Raw genomic sequence first — 18,975 nt, 5'->3', positions numbered from 1 at the left:
CGATCTTGAGCCGCGACTCAACGCCGTCGGGCCAAACCAGAGTCATCGTCGGAACCCGGTTCGACGTCATGATCGGTTGTCGATCTCGCCGACGAAGAAGCCGAAGACGACCTTTTCTGGGTTCATGGGGGTGTGGTGTCCGGTGGTTGATGGTTCGGCACGAATCCGTGCCGCTATTCTAAACGGCTCTTGTCCGACTGTATCGGTCCGGAGCCGCTCCGGCGGTTCCGGGGCCTGCATCCAGGCATGTGTTTGTAGGCACTGCCGGCAGACTCGGCTCAGGCGACAAATCCGAATCGATCGGCGGGCACTGGGTAGCGGTCGATGCTTCGTTAGCTGCCGAACACATTAAGCGTAAATCTTGGGCATAAATATTGCTGAGAATTATAGGTACCAACCAACTCCATGAACGGCTCTTTACCTAAAGTCAGGAGATTTTTTATGAATAAACTAAAAGTAACCGCCGTTGCACTTACCTCATGGCTGGCTATTGGCCTGTATAGTGCGCCGGCTTCTTCAGCGATGATCTACGCTACCAATGCTGATTTTCAATATGTCACAGGCGAGGCTGGAATCGAGTCACCTCGCGGTAACAACGCGAATGCTCTTGGAGATAATATGAATACCTTTCGCAGCCTTGGCTCCGGAGGTGCCGGCGTCTTTAGCTTTGGCAGCGATTTTTCGGGAACGGTGACGATTTGGGAAAGGACTGGAGATAATAGCCAAAACCCCTCATGCACTGGCACTGGCACTACATGCTCAAACTGGCCGGAAGCCATTGATGTTTATGCAGGAAATACATGGAATGGCGACTTCGACTCCCTTAATACCTCATCAGGCTGGGAGTTTTTGGGAGAGCTTGGCAATGCTGAGGCATCTGGGATCAACGGCGGCAGCTTGCAGACCACTGGAACATTTAAGTATTTGCTCCTGATCGACAGAGGCTTGAGCACTAAAAGTCCAATCGATGGCTTCGATGTCGTCAAAGTTGGCGTCACGGCCGTTCCCCTCCCTAGCGCGGTCTGGCTGTTTGGCAGCGCACTCGTGGGCATGATTGGACTGGGGCGTCGGCATTCGGCAAAAAACGCTTAGATTATTGCAAACACTCACATCATAGCCCCGCCTCAAGCGGGGCTGTTTTATCCGGCTCGCATGAAAATCTCTATCGCACACAAAAAAGCAAAAATGCCTCACAAAAGATGCACGCCGCCTCATTCAATGCGTCACAAATTTGATACACACCACCACTGATTTACGATGACACCGTTCACCGTCACCACCGTACCCAGCTTCACAGCAAGCTACACGATCCAAGCCCGATCCGCTCCTCCAATCACCAAAACCGCATCCGCCTGACGCCACACGCACGGTTGCGCTAACATGCGCCATCGGCCCAAACCTGGCTCACGGCAAGATCCCAGCTTGATGTACGACTCTGGAGCGAGGATGCGCGGTTTGGCCGCGATGGACGCCAGTCGCTCACGGACAGCCCTCAACATCCATCAGCCAACGGTCAGCGGCGCCTCGAATCCATGAAGATCAATCTGCCGGTCACGCAACGCGAACACGACTACCCGGAATCCTGGGTCATCGTCTCCACCACCGACATCAAGGGCATCATCACCTACTGCAACAAGCCCTTCATCGAGATCAGCGGTTTCGATGAATCCGAACTGATCGGCGTCAATCACAACGTCATCCGCCATCCCGACATGCCGCCGGCGGCCTTCAAGAACCTCTGGGACACGGTCAAGAAGGGCAAGCCCTGGCGCGGCATCGTCAAGAACCGCTGCAAGAACGGCGATCACTACTGGGTGGACGCCTATGTCACCCCGGTCTATGAGGGTGAGACCCTGGTCGGTTATCAGTCGGTCCGCACCAAGCCGACCCGCGACCAGATCACCAGCGCCGAGCGGCTCTATGCGCGCGTTCGCGATCGTAATCTGGAGGAACTGCCGCACCGGCTCAATCTGGACTTCAGTCACACCATTTGGCTGAGTGCCGCCTTCGCCGTCGTGGGATCGGGAGCCGTCCTCGCCGGCTGGCTGGGCAACCCCTGGATCGGGCTTGGCGTACTGATCCTGGCGCTGATCCTGGCCCAGCTCAGTGCCCGCGCCATCTTCAAGCACATCCACGAATCCGTGCGGGTGGCCAAGAAGATCGCCGCCGGCGATCTCACCTCGTCGATCCAGGTCAAGGGCAACAACGAGACCGCCGAGATCCTGCAGGCGATCAAGATGCTTCAATCGCGACTGGCGACCGTGATGGGGCATATCCAGGAATCGGCGACCGGCGTCGCCTCGGCCGCCGCGCAACTGGCCCAGGCCACCAATTCCACCCACGGACTCATGGAGCAGCAGCATCAGGAGACCGACATGGTCGCCACAGCCATGAACGAAATGTCGGCCACGGTTGCCGAGGTCGCCAACAACACCACGGCCGCCGCCGACGCCGCGCACCAAGCCAGTCACAAGGCACGCGAGGGTCGCATGGTGGTTCGCCACAGCGTCGACGGTATCCGCGAACTGGCCGAAGGCGTGGGCGAGGCGGCCCGGACCATTCACCAGCTCGAGATCGAGTCGGCGAACATCGGCAAGATCCTCGATGTCATTCGCGGCATCGCCGGTCAGACCAACCTGCTGGCTCTGAATGCGGCCATCGAGGCCGCGCGCGCCGGTGAACAGGGACGCGGCTTCGCCGTGGTCGCCGACGAAGTGCGCGCCCTGGCGCAACGCACCCAGGAATCGACTCAGGAGATCCAGGACATGATCGCGCGCTTGCAGCAGGGTGCCCGCAGTGCGGTGTCCATGATGCAGCGCGGCCAGGATCAGGCCGAGCAGAGTGTGCAGGCCGCCAACGAGACCGATCAGTCACTCGACTCCATCACCCAGTCGGTCGAGCGCATCAATGACATGAGCGACCAGATCGCCACCGCCGCCGAGGAACAGAGCGCCGTGGTCGAGGAGATGAACCGCAACGTCGAGAGTATCCGTCACCTCTCGGTCCAAACGCTCCAGAGTACCGACGGCGTAGTGGGCGCCACCAGTCATCTGGAGGATCTGGCCGGGAAGCTGATGGGCTTGGTGCATCAGTACAAAACCTGAGTACCGGCGTCACGTGCCAGGGATGGCCGACGCCCCTCGCCGCAACCGCCACGCTTCCCAGCCGACCACGACCAGGAAGAGCGCCATACAGGCCGTCCCCGCCGCCAGTGTGTGCCATTCCTGTTCCGTCACCAGCCAGCGGCTACCCAGATAGAGTCCGACCCCGAAGGCGATATAGCCGAGTACGCGCCAGACGTCATAGGGCACCGGGTAGTAGCGTCGCCCGAGCGCGTAGGACAGGACCACCATCGTCCCATAGCAGACCAGATGCGCCCAGGCCGCGCCCATGTAACCGTGGACCGGCACCCACCAGAACAGCAGTCCGATGGTGATCGCCGAGCCGATCAGCGAGACACCGGCGCCCATGAGCGTGCGGTCGGTGAGCTTGTACCAGATCGAGAGATTCACATAGACGCCGAGCAGCAGATTGGCCAGCAGCAGCACGGGCACCACATCCAGTCCTTCACGATAGTCGGCCCCGACGAAATACTGGAAGACGTCGATGTAGAGCGTCACCAGCAGGAACAGGAAGACGCAGCAAAGCACGAACCAGTTGAGCACGACGGCATAGGTGCGCCCGGCGTCGTGCCGCTTGGCATAGCTGAAGAAGAAGGGCTCGCCGGCATAGCGGAACGCCTGGATGAACAGCGACATCAGGATCGAGAGCTTGTAGCAGGCGCTGTAGATGCCCAGTTGCGCCATGTTGGTCGCGTCGTCATAGGGCAGCAGGTATTTGAGGGCGGCGCGGTCGAGCATCTCGTTGACGATGCCGGCCATGCCGATGACCACCATCGGCAGCGAGTAGCGGATGAGCCGCTTGAACAGGACGCGATCGAAGATCCCGAGTCCGTCGACGAACCAGGGCGTAAGCAGCAGCAGCTTGAGCGCACTCGCCGCCAGATTGGCGATGAAGACATAGCCGATGCCGATCGCCGGATCCCAGAGCCGGCCGAGCAGAGTCTCGGGCGCGATGGCGTGAACCTCGCGACAGAGATAGATGAAGAAGATGGTCAGGCCGACATTGGCGCCGATCTCGATCAGCTTGATGGCGGCGAACGCTCCGGCCCGCTCCTCGGCGCGCAGTCGGGCGAAGGCCAGCGCCCCGATCGAGTCGAGCGCCAGGATGGCCGCGCACCAGCCGATGTATTCGGGATGTTCGGCATGACGCAGCAGCGCCGCGAGCGGCTGGCTCCACAGCAGGAAAGCCAGGAAGCAGAGCGCGTTGATCAGCACCAGGAACCTCAGCACCGTCCCGTAGACTGTCTCGGGAGCCCACTCGCCACCGGCGCGGAAGCGGAAATAGCCGGTCTCCAGCCCGAAGGCCAGAAGCACGGCCAGAAAGCCCATGTAGGCATAGAACTCGGCCACCACGCCATACTCGGCCGGGGCGAAGGTATAGGTCAGGAAGGGCACCAGCAGATAGTTCAGGAAGCGCCCGAGGACGCTGCTGACACCATAAATGGCGGTCTGCGAGGCGAGGCGTTTGAGTGGGTTCAAGGCGTTGCGGGATACGGCTGGTTGCGGGGAGTGCGGATGGTATCCTTAATCCGAATCGGATGGCGACCGGGACGCGCCTTGGATCATTGAACGGAGCCGGATATGACACCTTCACCCGCTTTCATCGACCGCTTGGATCGACTCATCGACCAACTGGAGCGTCTGCTGCCGCCGGCGAGCGCGCCGGTCGACTGGTCGGCCCAGGCTTTTCGCTGGCGTCGCGACGCTGCCGGGCGCGGCTGGTTGCAGCCGGTCCGCGCGCCGCATCGGCTGGAACTCGCCGATCTGCGCTGTCTGGAGCGTCAGGCCGCCGAGATCGAGCGCAACACGCGCCAGTTCCTCGCCGGCGGCGGGGCCAACAATGTGCTGTTGTGGGGGACGCGCGGCACCGGCAAGTCGTCGCTGGTCAAGGCCGTTTTCAATGCCCACCGCGACGCGGGGTTGCGTCTGATCGAGGTCGACAAGGACGATCTGATCGCGCTGCCTGACATCCTGGATCTGATCCGCGACCGGCCCGAGCGATTCATCCTCTTCTGCGACGATCTGTCGTTCGAGTCCGGCGAGTCGGGCTACAAGGCGCTCAAGGCGGCGCTCGAAGGCTCGATTGCGTCCACGCCCGAGAATCTGCTCATCTACGCCACGTCCAACCGTCGGCATCTGCTGCCCGAGTACCAGGCCGACAACCGCGATTCACGTATCCAGGACGGCGAGTTGCATCACGGCGAGGCGGTCGAGGAGAAGATCTCGCTCTCGGATCGGTTCGGGCTGTGGATCTCCTTCCATCCCTTCAGTCAGGCGCAGTATCTGGAGGTAGTGCGTCACTGGGTCGAGCGTCTCGCACCGACTGAGGCGCCGCGCGCTGAGTCGGACTGGGAGCCGATCGAACGGGCCGCGCTCCAGTGGGCGCTACGCCGGGGGGCGCGCGGCGGACGCACGGCCTGGCAGTTTGCGCGCGACTGGGCGGGGCGTGGTCTGGTCGATAAGGCACTATAACGTCAACTCGATCCCGGAGACCAGGACGCCCGGCAGCAGGGCGCTCGCGCTCGAACGCCCCTCATAGGTCTCGGGCGAGAGCCGTAGCTCGCGTTCGCGGGTGAGTGCTTCCAACCGCGTGCCGAGCAGTGCGTAGAGACTGTCGTCGAAGCGCATCACCTCGACCGGGCACCGGATCTCGCCGCCCTCGACCCAGAAGGTGCCGAAGCGCGTCATGCCGGTGACGCGCGCCTCATTCGGGTCCGACCAATTGCAGTACCAGAGATGGCCGATCCAGAGTCCGGTATCGAGCCGGGCGAGCACCTCGGATTCGGGCAGATCGCCCGGCTCCAGGCTCAGCGACTCGGGCGAACCGGAGGCGGCATTGACCGGCTCACCGTACTCACGCCCACTGCGAGCATCCACCAGACAGTCGCCGAAGGCACCGGCGTCGATCAGAGTCACGGACGGCGGCAGGATGAAGCCCTCGGGCGTGAATCCCGGCGTCAGACCCCGTGCATGATCCTCGCGCAGCGTGATACGCGGGTCGAAGGCGCGCTCGCCCCGGACCAGTTTGAGCAGCGGGGTCTGCTGGGTGCGGTGGTCACGCAGATCGAAGCCGCCCCAGGCCAGCATCCCCATGAGTTCCTCGACGGCCGGGGGCGCGAGATAGGCCCGATAGCGCCCCGGATCGAGACGGCGCGCCGGACGGCGCAGGATCTCCAGACCGGCGCGCATCGTGCGCAGACGCTCATGCACGACATCCGGGTTCCAGTCGAAACCGCTGTAGCTCGACTTGAGCGCCTTGTCGCCGCTGAGATAGACACTCCAGTCGAGATTGAAACTCGCACGCTCGTGCCAGTGACGATGACCGAGCGAGCTGGCCAGCCCGGTCTGGATGAGACCGCCAGCCCAGATGCCGACCAGATCAAGCCCCTCAGCCGCCTCGATCAGGGTTGCGACGGCCTCTTCAGCCGGCGGCAGCGCCTGAGATTCCTGACACGTCACCCCAGTGCTCGGTTCGGTCGCATACTGGAGATAGGGATCATCGGGCAGCACGGCGAGACGTTCGCGCAGCCGTCCGATCAGTGTGCGGCCGAGCGCCAGATCAGCCTCCGGATCGCCGCTCAGATCGAATGCCGCCTCGGCCTGACGCGCCCCGGCGATCAGAGTCAGCGTCAACCCAGCGGCGCGGACGTTGCCGGCCTGACGCACCCGATTGCGATTGAGCCGCACGAAATCCGAGACTTCGCCGCCCAGGTTGCAGAACAGCACCTCGTCGCCGGTCAGCCCTGCGGACAGCCGCTCGGCCAGCGCGAAGAAGGCATCCGGCGTCATTCGCCACCCCCGAACACCGCGACCCGCCGGAACAGACAGGGCGGCGCGGCATGGCCGACATAGACGGCCTGATTCGGCTCGCCCTTGCCGCAGTTGAGCACACCGCCGACACCCAGCGTCTCAGGTCCGCCGACACCGGCGAGACTGCGCCAGAACTCAGCCGAGAGTCCGCGATAACCGGGATTGCGCACCAGCCCCTTGAGCTGACCATCCTCGATCAGGCGTCCGAGCTCGCAGCCGAACTGAAACTTGTTGCGACTGTCGTCGATCGACCAGGAGCGGTTGGTGTCCATCAGGATGCCGCGCTCCACCTGCCCGACCAGATCGGCCAGACTCCCCTGCCCCGGCTCCAGATTGAGATTGCCCATGCGGTCGATCGGCGGACGATCCCAACCGCTGGCGCGACTGGTGGCCGTCCCCGGCAGCCCGGCACGCGCCTGCGACAGCGCACCGCCGAGCGGACGCTCCAGGATTCCGGCACGGATCAGCACCTCGCGCGCCGCCGGCGTGCCCTCGTCATCGGCTGCGACCGAGATCAGCTCGCCCGGCAGGGTCGGATCATGGGTGACGTTCAGCCACTCCGAGCCATAGCGATAGCGCCCAAACATCTCAGGCGTGACGAAGCTGGCGCCGGCATAGTTGCGCTCATCGCCGAGGATGCGGTCGAGTTCGAGCGGATGGCCGATGCTCTCGTGGATCTGGAGCGCCATCTGATTGGGCATGAGAATGAGGTCGCGCACGTCGCTCGGACACTCGGGCGCGTCGAGCAGGGCGATCGCCTCCTCGGCCAGACGTGCGGCGTCTTCCAGGAAGCCGAGCCGGACCAGATTCTCCAGTCCGCCCTGAAGCCCGCCATCGGCCCCGCCGCCGTGACGACGCTGGGTCTGGCTGCCGGCATTGGCGACGACCTGAAGACCGGGATGGACATAGTCGAGCACCTGGGTCACGCGCGCACCGACACTGCCGATCAGCAGTTGCTCGACACGCCGCTGAGTGAGCCAGGCCGACCAGTCCTGGATGCGCTCGTCGATCTCCAGCGCCTGATTGGCGGCCTGGAGCAGAGCGAGCTTGTCGGCCAGCGCTCGCGATTCCCAGGGTTCCTCTACCGGGGTGCGATAGTCGGCGACCGTGGTGCAGGGCGGCTGGAGCCGGGCGTCGAAGAGGCCGAGCCGGGCATGGACGCGCGCCCAGTCGAGCGCGCGCTCGGCGGCGGCGCGCAGACCGGACGGACTCAGGTCGCTGGCGGCCGCATAGCCGCTGCCCGCGCCCTCGACGACCGTGATCATGGCCCCGAGCGAACAGCCGATCAGGCTCGGTTCGACTACGCCCTGACGGACTTCCAGATGATCGCTGGTCTCGGCGATCAGACGCAGGGTCCAGGCGTCACAGGCCGGTGCGTGCGCGACGAAGCCCTGGGCGATGTCCAGGAGTCGAGCCATGTTCGGCGCACTCTCGTCGCGGGACGTGGTGATCCAGCGGCGAACCTCAGACCGCGTCATCGTTGGGCGCCTGGATCTCGGGAGGATCGGCCAGCGCCACAGTGACCTGGACTTCGTTGCCCGCGCCCCGATACTCCATGCTCGCGAAGGCCAGATGGCGCGCCATGGCGATGCCGCGGCCATGACTGTCGAAGGCGCGCGACGGATCGAGATCCAGATAACGCTGCCAGTCGAACCCCGGCCCCCGGTCGCGGATGGTGAAGCTCAGACAGGCCGGGTCGCGCCTCAACTCGACGATGGCATGACGCCCGGCCTGGGCAGGGTCGGCCAGCCGGCGCTCGACCTCCTCCTGCCAGAGCCCTTCTTCGATCAGGCGCCCCTTCTCGGCATAATCGATACCCAGATTTCCATGCTCCACGGCATTGAGCATGAGTTCGGACAACCCCATGGCCACGGTCTCGGGATTGGGGCACATCTGCGCCAGCGTCGAAGAGAGGGCCGAGACCTCGTCGAGCGTGCGGAAGCGGAAACTGGCCTGCTCGGTCAGGTCGAGGATGGCCTGGAGCCTGCCGCCGATATGGGCCAGATCCTTACGATTGCGCCGGTCGTCCAGGGCGGCGTTGACGATGCTGCGCAACGCCTTGGGTGCATAGGGCTTGGCCAGATAGTACCAGGCGCCGGCGGCCAGCCCTTCGGCGACCTGCTCGGAGCTGTCGGCCGCGCTCTGCATGATGACCGGCACGTCGCGAAAGCGCCTGTCGGCCTTGAGACGCCGAAGCACCTCCATGCCGTCCATGCGCGGCATCATGCGATCGAGGATCACGCCATCGTAAGCCTGTGGGGAAGCCTCCAGCATGGCCCAGGCTTCCAGCCCATCCTCGGCGAAGGCCAGTTGATGTTCGTCTTCCAGGCAATGACCGATGATCTCGAGGTTGATCGGTTCATCGTCCACTACCAGTAATTTAGCCATCGGAACCGTCCCGTCGTTGAACCTGCTCGAAAGTGTCAATGATTTCGCGCAACACGCTGGTTGCATAGGCCCCGGATGATAGCCCGAACTCGAGTGTCAGACAGCCATCGATCTGTTCGTGCTCCAGATTTTCGATCGTCAGACGCAGTGAACGGCGTTCCTGATCCAGCCCCTGTTCCGCCAGCCGTTCGGGCCAGGGCGCCAGTCCGGATGCGACCGCGAGTTCGAGCGCCTGAACGGTATGACGACTCGGCGGCTCGCCCCGGCCCCAGAGCGGACCCGTTGGATGCAGATCGAACCGCACGGCGCGCTCGTGCAGGGTCTCGTCGAGGGTCTCGGCGAGGAAGAAGGAATGACTGCCGGCCAGTTGCGGGCAGTCGCCGGGCTGGAGTCGGTCCCAGTCGCCACGGCGCACGCGCTCGGCCAGCAGTTCGTTGAAGATCTGAGAGCGCGCCGCGGAGAGCTGGAGACCGCGCTGATGCAGCGGCACCCGTTTGGCCGCGCCTGTCAGCAGCGCATGGGCGCGATGGAGATTGCCGTCGGCGTGACCGAAGCGTTGCTCGCCGAAATAGTTGGGCACACCGCGCGCGCGGATGGACTCCAGACGCGCATCGAGCGCTGCCGGGTCGAGTTGACAGTCACGGAGCCGAATCCGAAAGCGGTTGCCTGACAGGGAACCGCGCTTCAGCTTGCGCCGATGGGCGTGGACGGCGAGCACCTCGATCCCCTGCTCGGCGAGCGATCCCCAGTCCGGCTCGGGTTCACCTGTGCGCGGACGCGGCAGCGAGAACCACTGCTCGGTGACGGCCCAGCGGTCCTTGAGGCCGGCATAACCGACCGTCGAGACCGGCACGCCCGCCGTGGCCGCTAGCCGCCGCGCCACCCATTCGGTGTTGGCGCCGGTCTTGCGCACCCAGAGCAGCCAGTGATCGCCCTCCCCGTCCGGCTCGAAGCCCAGCACCTCCGTGACCTGGAAGTCTTCGGGTTCGACACGCAGCCGACCCGAGCCGAGCGGCTCGCCGTGGGCGCGTGGCAGATCGGTGAAGGTCGTCCAGCGGGGAAGCGTCGAATCGGACATCGCGTGATTCAGCCGTCCGCCTCGACCAGCAGCACCACCGCCGAGGCCGCGATGCCCTCGCCGCGCCCGGTGAAGCCCATGTGTTCCATGGTCGTCGCCTTGACATTGACGCGCTGGGGATCGCACTCCAGGTCGGCGGCCAGGGTCTCGCGCATGGCCGGGATGTAAGGGGCCAGCTTGGGCTGTTGCGCGATGAGCGTCATGTCAGCATTGTGGACGCGCAGACCGCGCTCACGCAGACTGTCGATCACGCGCCGCAGCAGGATGCGGCTGTCGATGTCGGCATAGGCGGCGTCCGTGTCCGGGAAGTGGCGTCCGATGTCACCCAGCCCGGCCGCGCCCAGCAGGGCATCACACAGGGCATGGATGAGCACGTCGCCATCGGAATGGGCGAGCATCCCCCGATCGTGCGGGATCTCGACCCCGCCGAGCACCAGCCGGCGATCCGGCGCGAAACGATGGGCATCGAAACCCTGACCAATCAACATTCTGGAGCCTCGTCAGATCCGTCCCTGGCGTTGTAGATGGAAGTGCGCGAGCGGCAGATCCTCGGCCCGCGTGATCTTGATGTTGTCGGCATGGCCCTCGATCAGACGCGGGGCCAGTCCCAGACGTTCGATGGCCGAGGCGTCGTCCGTGACCAGATCGCCGGCCTCCAGCGCCTCGTGCAGTGCGCGCCGCAGCAGACCGAGCCGGAACATCTGCGGCGTGTAGGCGTGCCACAGGCTGGAGCGATCCACCGTGGCGTCGATGCGTTCGTCCGCCCCGGCGCGTTTCATGGTGTCGCGCACCTGGATGCCGAGCAGACCGCCGACGTCGTCGTCGAGCAGAGCGTCGATCAGTCGGCCGAGATCGGCCACACGTAGACAGGGCCGCGCGGCATCATGCACCAGCACCCAGTCGTCGGCATCGGCCTCTCCGTCCAGGGCGGCGAGCGCATTGAGCACCGAATGACAGCGCTCGGCGCCGCCCGGCGCGCGCCGCACCCTGGGATGTGCGGCATAGGCGGTCGCGCCCCAGTAGCCGTCCTCGACGCCCAGCGCCACCACCACGCCCGCGATGCGCGCATGGTTGACGAAGAGCTCGAGCGTGTGCTCGATCACGGCGCGACCGGCCAGTTCCAGATACTGCTTGGGCACGGTGCTGCCCATCCGGCGCCCGACGCCCGCTGCGGGGAGAACGGCCCAGAGTCGTGTCGTCATGGTTTGCCCTCAGGGTTGACTGGCGCAGGCCGCTCGATGACCTGGATGAAGATCTCGCCGGGCTTGATCATGCCCAGTTCGCTGCGCGCGCGCTCCTCGATCGCCTCGGAGCCTTCGCGCAGGTCGTCGACCTCGGCCTGAAGCTCGCGATTGCGCGCGCGCAGACGCTCCAGCTCGGACTCCTCGAAGGCGATCTCGCGCTTGAGGCTGTGCAGCTCGGCGAGACTGCCCTCGCCGACCCAGAGCCGGTACTGGAGCGCGCCCAGGAGCAGGATCAACACCAGGATCAGCCAGTGCATACCCAAGCCTATGACGTTCAGGGTCAGGGAGCGCCAGACTCCGAGACCCCGACGGATGGCCTTAGAGCCACTTGAAAGCATCGCGGCCGGCATAGACAGCCTCGTCGGCCAACTGGTCCTCGATGCGCATCAGCTGATTGTACTTGGCCACGCGGTCGGAGCGCGACAGCGAGCCGGTCTTGATCTGACCGGCGCCCGTGGCGACCGCCAGATCGGCGATGGTCGAGTCCTCGGTCTCGCCCGAGCGGTGCGAGACGACCGCCGTGTAGCCGGCCTTGTGGGCCATGGCGATGGCGTCCAGGGTCTCGGTCAGGGTGCCGATCTGGTTGACCTTGATCAGGATCGAGTTGGCGATGCCCTTGTCGATGCCTTCCTGGAGGATGCGGGTGTTGGTGACGAAGAGGTCGTCGCCGACGATCTGCACCTTGTCGCCCAGGCGTTCGGTCAGACGCCTCCAGCCATCCCAGTCGCCCTCGGCCAGACCGTCCTCGATCGAGAGGATCGGATATTTCGACACCCACTGCTCCAGCAGGTCGATCATGCCGTCCGAGCTGAGGGTGCGGCCCTCGCCCTTGAGGACGTACTGACCGTCCTGATAGAACTCGGAGGCGGCCACGTCCAGCCCGAGATAGATGTCGGAGCCGAGCTTGAAGCCGGTCTTGTGGATGGCTTCGAGGATGGCCTCGATCGCCGCCTCGTTGGAGGCCAGATCGGGTGCGAAGCCGCCCTCGTCGCCGACCGCCGTGGCCAGACCGCGAGCGTGCAGAACGGACTTGAGCGCGTGGAAGACCTCAGCGCCGTAGCGCACGGCTTCGCGGATGCTGCCGGCGCCGACCGGCAGGATCATGAACTCCTGGAAGTCGACGCTGTTGTCGGCATGTTCGCCGCCGTTGATGATGTTCATCATCGGCACCGGCAGGCGGTAGGGGCCGCTGGCGAGCGACTGATAGAGCGGCAGGGCCTTTTCCTGTGCGGCGGCATGGGCGACGGCGAGCGAGACGCCGAGCAGGGCGTTGGCGCCGAGACGGGCCTTGTTGTCGGTGCCGTCGAGTTCAATCATGCAGCGGTCGATCGCGGTCTGATCGGCGACGTCCAGGCCGACGATGGCCTCGCGCAGCTCGCTGCGGATGTTGGCCACGGCGGTCAGCACGCCCTTGCCGTTGTAGCGCGACTTGTCGCCGTCGCGCAGTTCCAGCGCTTCGCGCGAGCCGGTGGAGGCGCCGGAGGGCACGATGGCGCGACCGATGGCGCCGTCGGCGGTGATGACATCGGCCTCGACAGTCGGATTGCCACGGGAATCCAGCACCTCACGGGCGCGGACGTCGACGATTTCGGACATGGTGGATGACTCCTTGAGGATTCAAGAGCTACGGATAGCTCGGTTTTATTCGATATGTTGATGCGGTTTGTGCAGAGGATGGTCTGGTGAATTCGGTCAGCACGCCAACCGATGGACAGCAAACGCCTAACCCTGCTCGACGAATCCAGCCGTTTTGACCAAGCGATCGATCTCGACGAGGGTCGACAGCAAGTCACGCATCCGCCCGAGCGGCCAAGCATTCGGACCATCGCTCAGGGCGCGATCGGGATCGGGATGGGTCTCCATGAAGAGTCCGGCGACGCCCGCCGCAACCGCCGCCCGCGCCAGCACCGGGACGAATTCGCGCTGCCCGCCCGAGCTGGTCCCCTGCCCGCCCGGCAATTGCACCGAATGCGTGGCGTCGAACACCACCGGACAGCCGGTCTCGCGCATGACGGCCAGCGAGCGCATGTCCGAGACCAGATTGTTGTAGCCGAAGGAGACGCCGCGCTCGCAGACCATGACGTGCGCGTTGCCGGTCGCGCGCGCCTTCTCGACCACATTCTTCATGTCCCAGGGCGCGAGGAACTGCCCCTTCTTGATGTTGACCGGACGCCCCTGCCGGGCGACAGCCTGGATGAAGTTGGTCTGACGACACAGAAAGGCCGGGGTCTGGAGCACGTCGACCACGGCGGCGACCTCAGCGAGCGGCGTGTCCTCGTGCACATCGGTCAGCACCGGCACGCCGATGGTCGCGCGCACCGACTCCAGGATACGCAAACCTTCCTCCAGCCCAGGACCGCGAAAGCTCGCGCCCGAAGAACGGTTGGCCTTGTCGAACGAGGATTTGTAGATGAAGGGAATGCCGAGCGCCTCGGTCAGCTCCTTCAGCGCCCCGGCGGTCTCCTGTGCCAGCGTCTCGCTCTCGATGACACAGGGTCCGGCGATCAGAAACAGCGGCCGGTCGAGACCGACCTCGAAACCGGCCAGCGGCATCATGCGGCGGGTTCTCCGTTGAACTGACGCTGTACCAGGGCCGCGCGCACGAAGCCCTCGAACAGCGGATGCCCATCGCGCGGGGTCGAGGTGAACTCGGGATGGAACTGACAGGCGATGAACCAGGGATGATCCGGGATCTCGATGATCTCGACCAGCCGATTGTCGAGCGACCAGCCCGAGAAGCGCATCCCGGCATCCTTCAGGGTGTCGAGATAGGCGTTGTTGAACTCATAGCGATGGCGATGGCGCTCGCGCACCTGAGGCTGACCATAGACCGAGCGCGCCAGACTGCCCGGCTCCAGCCGGCAGTTCTGACCGCCGAGCCGCATGGTGCCGCCCAGATCGTCGCTCTCCGAACGGGTCTCGATCCGCCCCTGCTCATCGCGCCACTGTGTGATGAGGGCGATGACCGGATGCGGGGTCTGGCGGTCGAACTCGGTGCTGTGCGCACCCTCCAGATCCGCCATGTGACGCGCATATTCGATCACCGCCACCTGCATCCCGAGACAGATGCCGAGATAGGGCACGCGCTGCTCGCGCGCATAGCGCACGGCCATGACCTTGCCCTCGACCCCGCGCTCGCCGAATCCGCCCGGCACCAGGATGGCATCGAGTCCGTCGAGACAGTCGGCGCCCTCGCGCTCGATGACCTCGGAGTCGACATAGACGATCTCGACCTTGGTGTTGGTGTGCACGCCGGCGTGCGCCAGCGCCTCCGACAGCGACTTATACGCCTCGGTCAGGTTCATGTACTTGCCGACCATGCCGATGCGTACCGACTGCTCGGGATGATCGAAGCCGTCCATCACCCGATCCCATTCGGCGAGATCCGCCTCCGGCACATCGAGATGGAACTGGCGCACCACCAGTTCGTCGAGGCTCTGGGCATGGAGCAGACGCGGGATGCGGTAGATGTTGTCGGCGTCGATGGCCGAGATGACCGCCTTCTCCGACACATTGGTGAAGAGCGCGATCTTGCGCCGTTCCTCGTCGGGCAGCAGGGTCGCGGCGCGGCACAGCAGGATGTCGGGCTGGATGCCGATGGAGCGCAGCTCCTTGACCGAGTGCTGGGTCGGCTTGGTCTTGATCTCGCCGGCGGTGCGGATGTGCGGCACCAGGGTCAGATGCATGAACAGCGAGTTCTCCGGCCCCTCCTCCACCCGCATCTGACGGATGGCCTCCAGGAACGGCAGCGATTCGATGTCGCCCACGGTGCCGCCGATCTCGACCATGGCGATGTCGGCGCCCTCTGCGCCGAGCCGGATGCTGGCCTTGATCTCGTCGGTGATGTGCGGGATGACCTGCACCGTGCGCCCGAGATAGTCGCCCCGGCGCTCCTTGCGGATCACGCTCTCGTAGATCTGGCCGGTGGTGAAGTTGTTGTTACGCCCCATGCGTGTACGCAGGAAGCGTTCGTAGTGGCCCAGATCCAGGTCGGTCTCGGCGCCGTCGTCGGTGACATAGACCTCGCCGTGCTGGAAGGGGCTCATGGTGCCCGGATCGACGTTGATGTAGGGATCGAGCTTGATCATGGTGACGCGCAGACCGCGCGCCTCCAGCAACGCCGCCAGCGAGGCCGATGCAATGCCTTTGCCCAGCGATGAAACCACACCGCCGGTGATGAAGATGAACTTTGTCATAGTGAATGGGAGCCGAGGGAGGGTCGAGGGAGTCGAGGGTCGCGACTCGGATACGCGGACAAGCTACCAAAATCGCCGCATCCGCTCAATGCGATCCTGCATAGTACCGGTTCGGCCCAAGCGTCTCGATCCCCGTGTCCGAGTCACCGACCCAGGGGCGATCCGATCCAAAAGTGTACGCTAATATAAGCACTTGAGTTTCAGAGGGGATCGGGTTAAAAAGCGGCGGCACTTGATCTAGATCAAAAACAAATCATATAGCCCCACATCGGGCCATGATGAGGAGCGAGGGTGGAAGTCTTGAATCAGAGTACGGTGATCTCGATCGAATCCATCCGCGTGGCCTGTCGCCATTGCACCCTCTCCTCGCTCTGCCTGCCCATGGGACTGACGCCCGAGGACGTCGAACGGCTCGACGACATCGTCAAGCGCGCGCGTCCGCTGCATCGCGGTGACATCCTGTTTCGCGAGGGCGACCGCTTCCGGTCGCTGTACGTCGTCAAGACCGGCTCGCTCAAGACCTTCGCCCCCAGCAGCGAGGGCGGTGAACAGGTGCTCAGCTTCCATCTGCCCGGCGAGATCATGGGGCTGGACGCCATCGACAAGGGCGAACACGCCTGCTCGGCCAGCGCGCTCGAGACCTCGGCCATCTGCGAGATCCCCTTCGGACGACTGGAGGAGCTGACCGCGATCATCCCCAGCCTCCAGCACCAGATGTACCGGCTGCTCAGCAAGGAGATCGGCCAGGACACCGACCTGCTGCTCCTGCTCGGCAAGAAGAACGCCGAGGAGCGACTGGCGGCCTTTCTGCTCAGCTTCTCGCAGCGCCTGCACAAGCGCGGACTCTCGGCCACGGATTTCCATCTCAGCATGTCCAGGCACGAGATCGGCAACTATCTCGGGCTGGCCGTCGAGACCGTCAGCCGTCTCTTCACCCGTTTTCAGGACGATGGTCTGGTGCGCGTCGAGCGCAAGCATATCGAACTGCTCGACCTCCAGGGGCTGGAAGAGATCGTCGGCGGCGTGGGCGCAGGACGACGCTCGCCGCAGTGTCGGCAGCACACCTGATCAACCGGCCGCGCCGAGCCAGACACACCCGCCGCTCGCCTTCTGGATCGCTTCCAGCCGGACGCGATGCGCCTCCAGTTCGTCCGGGGTCGCGCGCACCACCCGCAGACGCGGTCGCCCGGCGTCGATACGGCCGCGATAGACCCCACGCCCGCCCTCCCCGATGAGGTCGCCGCCCTCGCCGCCGAGATGCAGCGCGACCTGTCCGCCGGTCATCGCCAGATAGACGTCGGCCAGGATCTCGGCGTCGAGCAGCGCGCCGTGCAGGGTGCGGTGCGAGTTGTCGATCGCATAGCGTTTGCAGAGCGCGTCGAGTCCGTTGCGCTGGCCCGGATGGAGCTTGCGCGCCATCAGCAGGCTGTCGGTCACGGTGCAGAGATCGGCGATGCGCGGGGCCTCGCTGCCGCGCCACAGGCCGAACTCGTGATCGAGGAAGCCGACGTCGAAGGCGGCGTTGTGGATGATGAGTTCGGCGCCGCGCAGATACTCGACCAGCCGCTCGGCGAGATCGGCGAAGCGCGGCTTGTCGGCGAGGAAGGCGTTGCTGATCCCGTGCACGGCTTCGGCCTCGGCGTCGATCCGGCGCTCGGGATTGATGTATTCGTGGAAGTTGCGCCGGGTCGGGCGCCGGTCGATCAGCTCGACACAGCCGATCTCGATGATCCGGTGCCCCTCGCGCGGCTCCAGACCCGTGGTTTCGGTATCCAGGACGATCTGGCGCATCTCAACGCCCTCCGGTTTTTGGAACACCCAGATTGGCGAGCTGGTCGGCGCGTTCGTTCTCGGCGTGCCCGGCGTGGCCCTTGACCCAGCGCCAGCTCACCTCGTGCGCGCCGAGCGCCGCGTCGAGCCGCTCCCAGAGATCGCGGTTCTTGACCGGCTGACGGTCAGCGGTGCGCCAGCCATTGCGCTTCCAGCGCGGCATCCATTCGCCGACCCCGCGTTTGACGTATTGCGAGTCGGTGGTGATCCGAATCGGCGTCGGACGTGTGAGCGCTTCGAGCGCCATGATCACCGCCATCAATTCCATGCGATTGTTGGTGGTCTCGCGCTCGCCGCCGTGCAGTTCCTTCTCGACCTCGCCCCAGCGCAGCAGCACACCCCAGCCGCCGGGGCCGGGATTGCCCTTGCAGGCGCCGTCGGTGAAGGCTTCGACACAGTCAGACATGCCCGGTTCCTCGGGTGGTGGGACGCACGGCGCTGCCCGGCAGCAGGGCATGGCGCTTGGCGCGATAGGGTTTGATCGGGGTGAGAGGCGCGACCCGTTTGACGGCGCGGATGGCATAGAGACCGCCGAACAGCGGCCAGAAGCGGCGACCGAGCAACTCGACGGTCCGACAGCGCGATCCGGTGGGCGAGACGATCGGCGGACAGAAGAGCGCCCGCTCGCAGACCTCGATCTCGAAGCCCAGCTCGTTCAGCCAGTGCTCAACCTGGACGGCGAGCCGCCAGCGTCCGTTCCAGGGCGCGCGCCGACAGGCCGGCCGCCAGAGACGTCCCAGCGCCCACAGACTCAGCGGATCGAATCCCAGCAGGATCAGTCGCCCCTCGGGGATGAGCACGCGCTCGACCTCGGCGAGGATCGCGCGCGGGCTATCCGAATACTCCAGGACATGCGGCAGGAGAACGGCATCGATGCTGTCGGAGGCCAGCGGCAGCGCGCCCGGCTCGCCGACGATGCTCAGGCCCTGAGCCGCCTCGGTCGGCAGCGCACCGGGCAGCAGCACGCGGTGCCGGATCCGGCTCGCCGCCAGGGCCTCGCCGAAGCGCTCGCTCGAACCGATCTGCACCAGATAGTAGCCGAAGGTGTTGGCCAGCAGACGCCGGACACAGTCGCCCTCGTGGTTTGCCACCTCGGCGCCGAGCGCCGAGCGATACCACGCCTGCAATGGATCGGGCTGGTCGGGCTGGAGTGGATCTCTGGTCATGCTCTCGGCCTCGTCGGGGAGACCATGTTAACCGCGATCCTCACCGCTTGTCCCGACGCCGAATCTCACGCACCGGCCGCCCGATTCTGGAATTCAGCGCGTCCTTTGCGTATGATAGCCGGCACAATTTTAATAATGTTT

Annotated in this window: 18 protein-coding genes; 4 read left to right on the top strand and 14 right to left on the bottom strand. The window is 64.9% G+C overall.

The genetic code is table 11. From position 1 onward, the window contains the following. Positions 1-441 precede the first annotated feature (441 nt). On the top strand, positions 442-1,092 hold the full coding sequence (locus tag HW932_RS00955; RefSeq protein WP_176974630.1) for a hypothetical protein: 651 nt from the start codon (positions 442-444) through the stop codon (positions 1,090-1,092). Between the two features lie 440 nt (positions 1,093-1,532). Continuing rightward, positions 1,533-3,104, top strand: coding sequence for a methyl-accepting chemotaxis protein (locus tag HW932_RS00950; protein ID WP_176974629.1), 1,572 nt, complete (start codon positions 1,533-1,535; stop codon positions 3,102-3,104). A gap of 9 nt (positions 3,105-3,113) precedes the next feature. On the opposite strand, the gene HW932_RS00945 is transcribed toward HW932_RS00950, so the two are convergent. Beyond that, positions 3,114-4,601: a lipopolysaccharide biosynthesis protein gene (locus tag HW932_RS00945; RefSeq protein WP_176974628.1), complete on the bottom strand. Its 1,488-nt coding sequence runs from the start codon at positions 4,599-4,601 to the stop codon at positions 3,114-3,116. Positions 4,602-4,703: 102 nt separating this feature from the next. On the opposite strand from HW932_RS00945, the gene HW932_RS00940 reads away from it, so the two are divergent. Further along, positions 4,704-5,594, top strand: a complete 891-nt coding sequence (locus HW932_RS00940; protein WP_176974627.1) for an ATP-binding protein — start codon at positions 4,704-4,706, stop codon at positions 5,592-5,594. On the opposite strand, the gene HW932_RS00935 is transcribed toward HW932_RS00940, so the two are convergent. From HW932_RS00935 to pyrG, 10 genes are all read right to left on the bottom strand, one after another. Then, positions 5,589-6,911, bottom strand: a complete 1,323-nt coding sequence (locus HW932_RS00935) for a TldD/PmbA family protein (protein WP_176974626.1) — start codon at positions 6,909-6,911, stop codon at positions 5,589-5,591. The genes HW932_RS00940 and HW932_RS00935 overlap by 6 nt on opposite strands. After that, the gene (locus HW932_RS00930; RefSeq protein ID WP_176974625.1) at positions 6,908-8,350 is read right to left on the bottom strand and encodes a TldD/PmbA family protein; all 1,443 of its coding nucleotides are present in this window, start codon (positions 8,348-8,350) and stop codon (positions 6,908-6,910) included. The genes HW932_RS00935 and HW932_RS00930 overlap by 4 nt, the downstream gene beginning before the upstream one ends. A gap of 46 nt (positions 8,351-8,396) precedes the next feature. Then, positions 8,397-9,320 carry an ATP-binding response regulator gene (locus HW932_RS00925; RefSeq protein ID WP_176974624.1) on the bottom strand — a complete coding sequence of 308 codons (924 nt, stop codon included), beginning with the start codon at positions 9,318-9,320 and terminating at the stop codon, positions 8,397-8,399. Next, positions 9,313-10,398, bottom strand: a complete 1,086-nt coding sequence (truD, locus tag HW932_RS00920; protein WP_176974623.1) for a tRNA pseudouridine(13) synthase TruD — start codon at positions 10,396-10,398, stop codon at positions 9,313-9,315. Before truD ends, HW932_RS00925 begins: the two co-directional genes overlap by 8 nt. 8 nt (positions 10,399-10,406) lie before the next feature. Then, a complete protein-coding gene (ispF, locus tag HW932_RS00915; protein ID WP_176974622.1) occupies positions 10,407-10,886 on the bottom strand; it encodes a 2-C-methyl-D-erythritol 2,4-cyclodiphosphate synthase in 480 nt (159 codons plus the stop codon). A gap of 12 nt (positions 10,887-10,898) precedes the next feature. Beyond that, positions 10,899-11,600 (bottom strand): 2-C-methyl-D-erythritol 4-phosphate cytidylyltransferase, encoded by a 702-nt coding sequence (gene ispD, locus HW932_RS00910; protein ID WP_176974621.1) that lies wholly within the window; start codon positions 11,598-11,600, stop codon positions 10,899-10,901. Further along, positions 11,597-11,899 (bottom strand): cell division protein FtsB, encoded by a 303-nt coding sequence (ftsB, locus tag HW932_RS00905; protein ID WP_176974620.1) that lies wholly within the window; start codon positions 11,897-11,899, stop codon positions 11,597-11,599. The genes ispD and ftsB overlap by 4 nt, the downstream gene beginning before the upstream one ends. Before the next feature lie 61 nt (positions 11,900-11,960). After that, the gene (eno, locus tag HW932_RS00900; protein WP_176974619.1) at positions 11,961-13,238 is read right to left on the bottom strand and encodes a phosphopyruvate hydratase; all 1,278 of its coding nucleotides are present in this window, start codon (positions 13,236-13,238) and stop codon (positions 11,961-11,963) included. Between the two features lie 126 nt (positions 13,239-13,364). After that, complete coding sequence (kdsA, locus tag HW932_RS00895) at positions 13,365-14,198, bottom strand: 3-deoxy-8-phosphooctulonate synthase (protein ID WP_176974618.1); 834 nt, start codon at positions 14,196-14,198, stop codon at positions 13,365-13,367. Then, positions 14,195-15,838, bottom strand: coding sequence for a CTP synthase (gene pyrG / locus HW932_RS00890; RefSeq protein ID WP_176974617.1), 1,644 nt, complete (start codon positions 15,836-15,838; stop codon positions 14,195-14,197). The genes kdsA and pyrG overlap by 4 nt, the downstream gene beginning before the upstream one ends. A gap of 300 nt (positions 15,839-16,138) precedes the next feature. On the opposite strand from pyrG, the gene fnr reads away from it, so the two are divergent. After that, positions 16,139-16,906 (top strand): fumarate/nitrate reduction transcriptional regulator Fnr, encoded by a 768-nt coding sequence (gene fnr / locus HW932_RS00885; protein ID WP_176974912.1) that lies wholly within the window; start codon positions 16,139-16,141, stop codon positions 16,904-16,906. On the opposite strand, the gene dnaQ is transcribed toward fnr, so the two are convergent. The 3 genes from dnaQ to HW932_RS00870 are packed head-to-tail and all read right to left on the bottom strand — an operon-like array spanning position 16,907 to position 18,834. After that, on the bottom strand, positions 16,907-17,629 hold the full coding sequence (dnaQ, locus tag HW932_RS00880) for a DNA polymerase III subunit epsilon (protein WP_176974616.1): 723 nt from the start codon (positions 17,627-17,629) through the stop codon (positions 16,907-16,909). 1 nt (position 17,630) lies between these two features. Continuing rightward, entirely contained in the window at positions 17,631-18,074 is a 444-nt protein-coding gene (gene rnhA / locus HW932_RS00875; RefSeq protein ID WP_176974615.1) for a ribonuclease HI, read from the bottom strand. Beyond that, complete coding sequence (locus tag HW932_RS00870) at positions 18,067-18,834, bottom strand: class I SAM-dependent methyltransferase (RefSeq protein WP_176974614.1); 768 nt, start codon at positions 18,832-18,834, stop codon at positions 18,067-18,069. Before HW932_RS00870 ends, rnhA begins: the two co-directional genes overlap by 8 nt. Positions 18,835-18,975: the final 141 nt, after the last annotated feature.

It is taken from the genome of Allochromatium humboldtianum (assembly GCF_013385175.1).
Taxonomy (GTDB): Bacteria; Pseudomonadota; Gammaproteobacteria; order Chromatiales; family Chromatiaceae; genus Thermochromatium; species Thermochromatium humboldtianum.
This window is presented reverse-complemented; position numbering and strand designations above follow the sequence as displayed.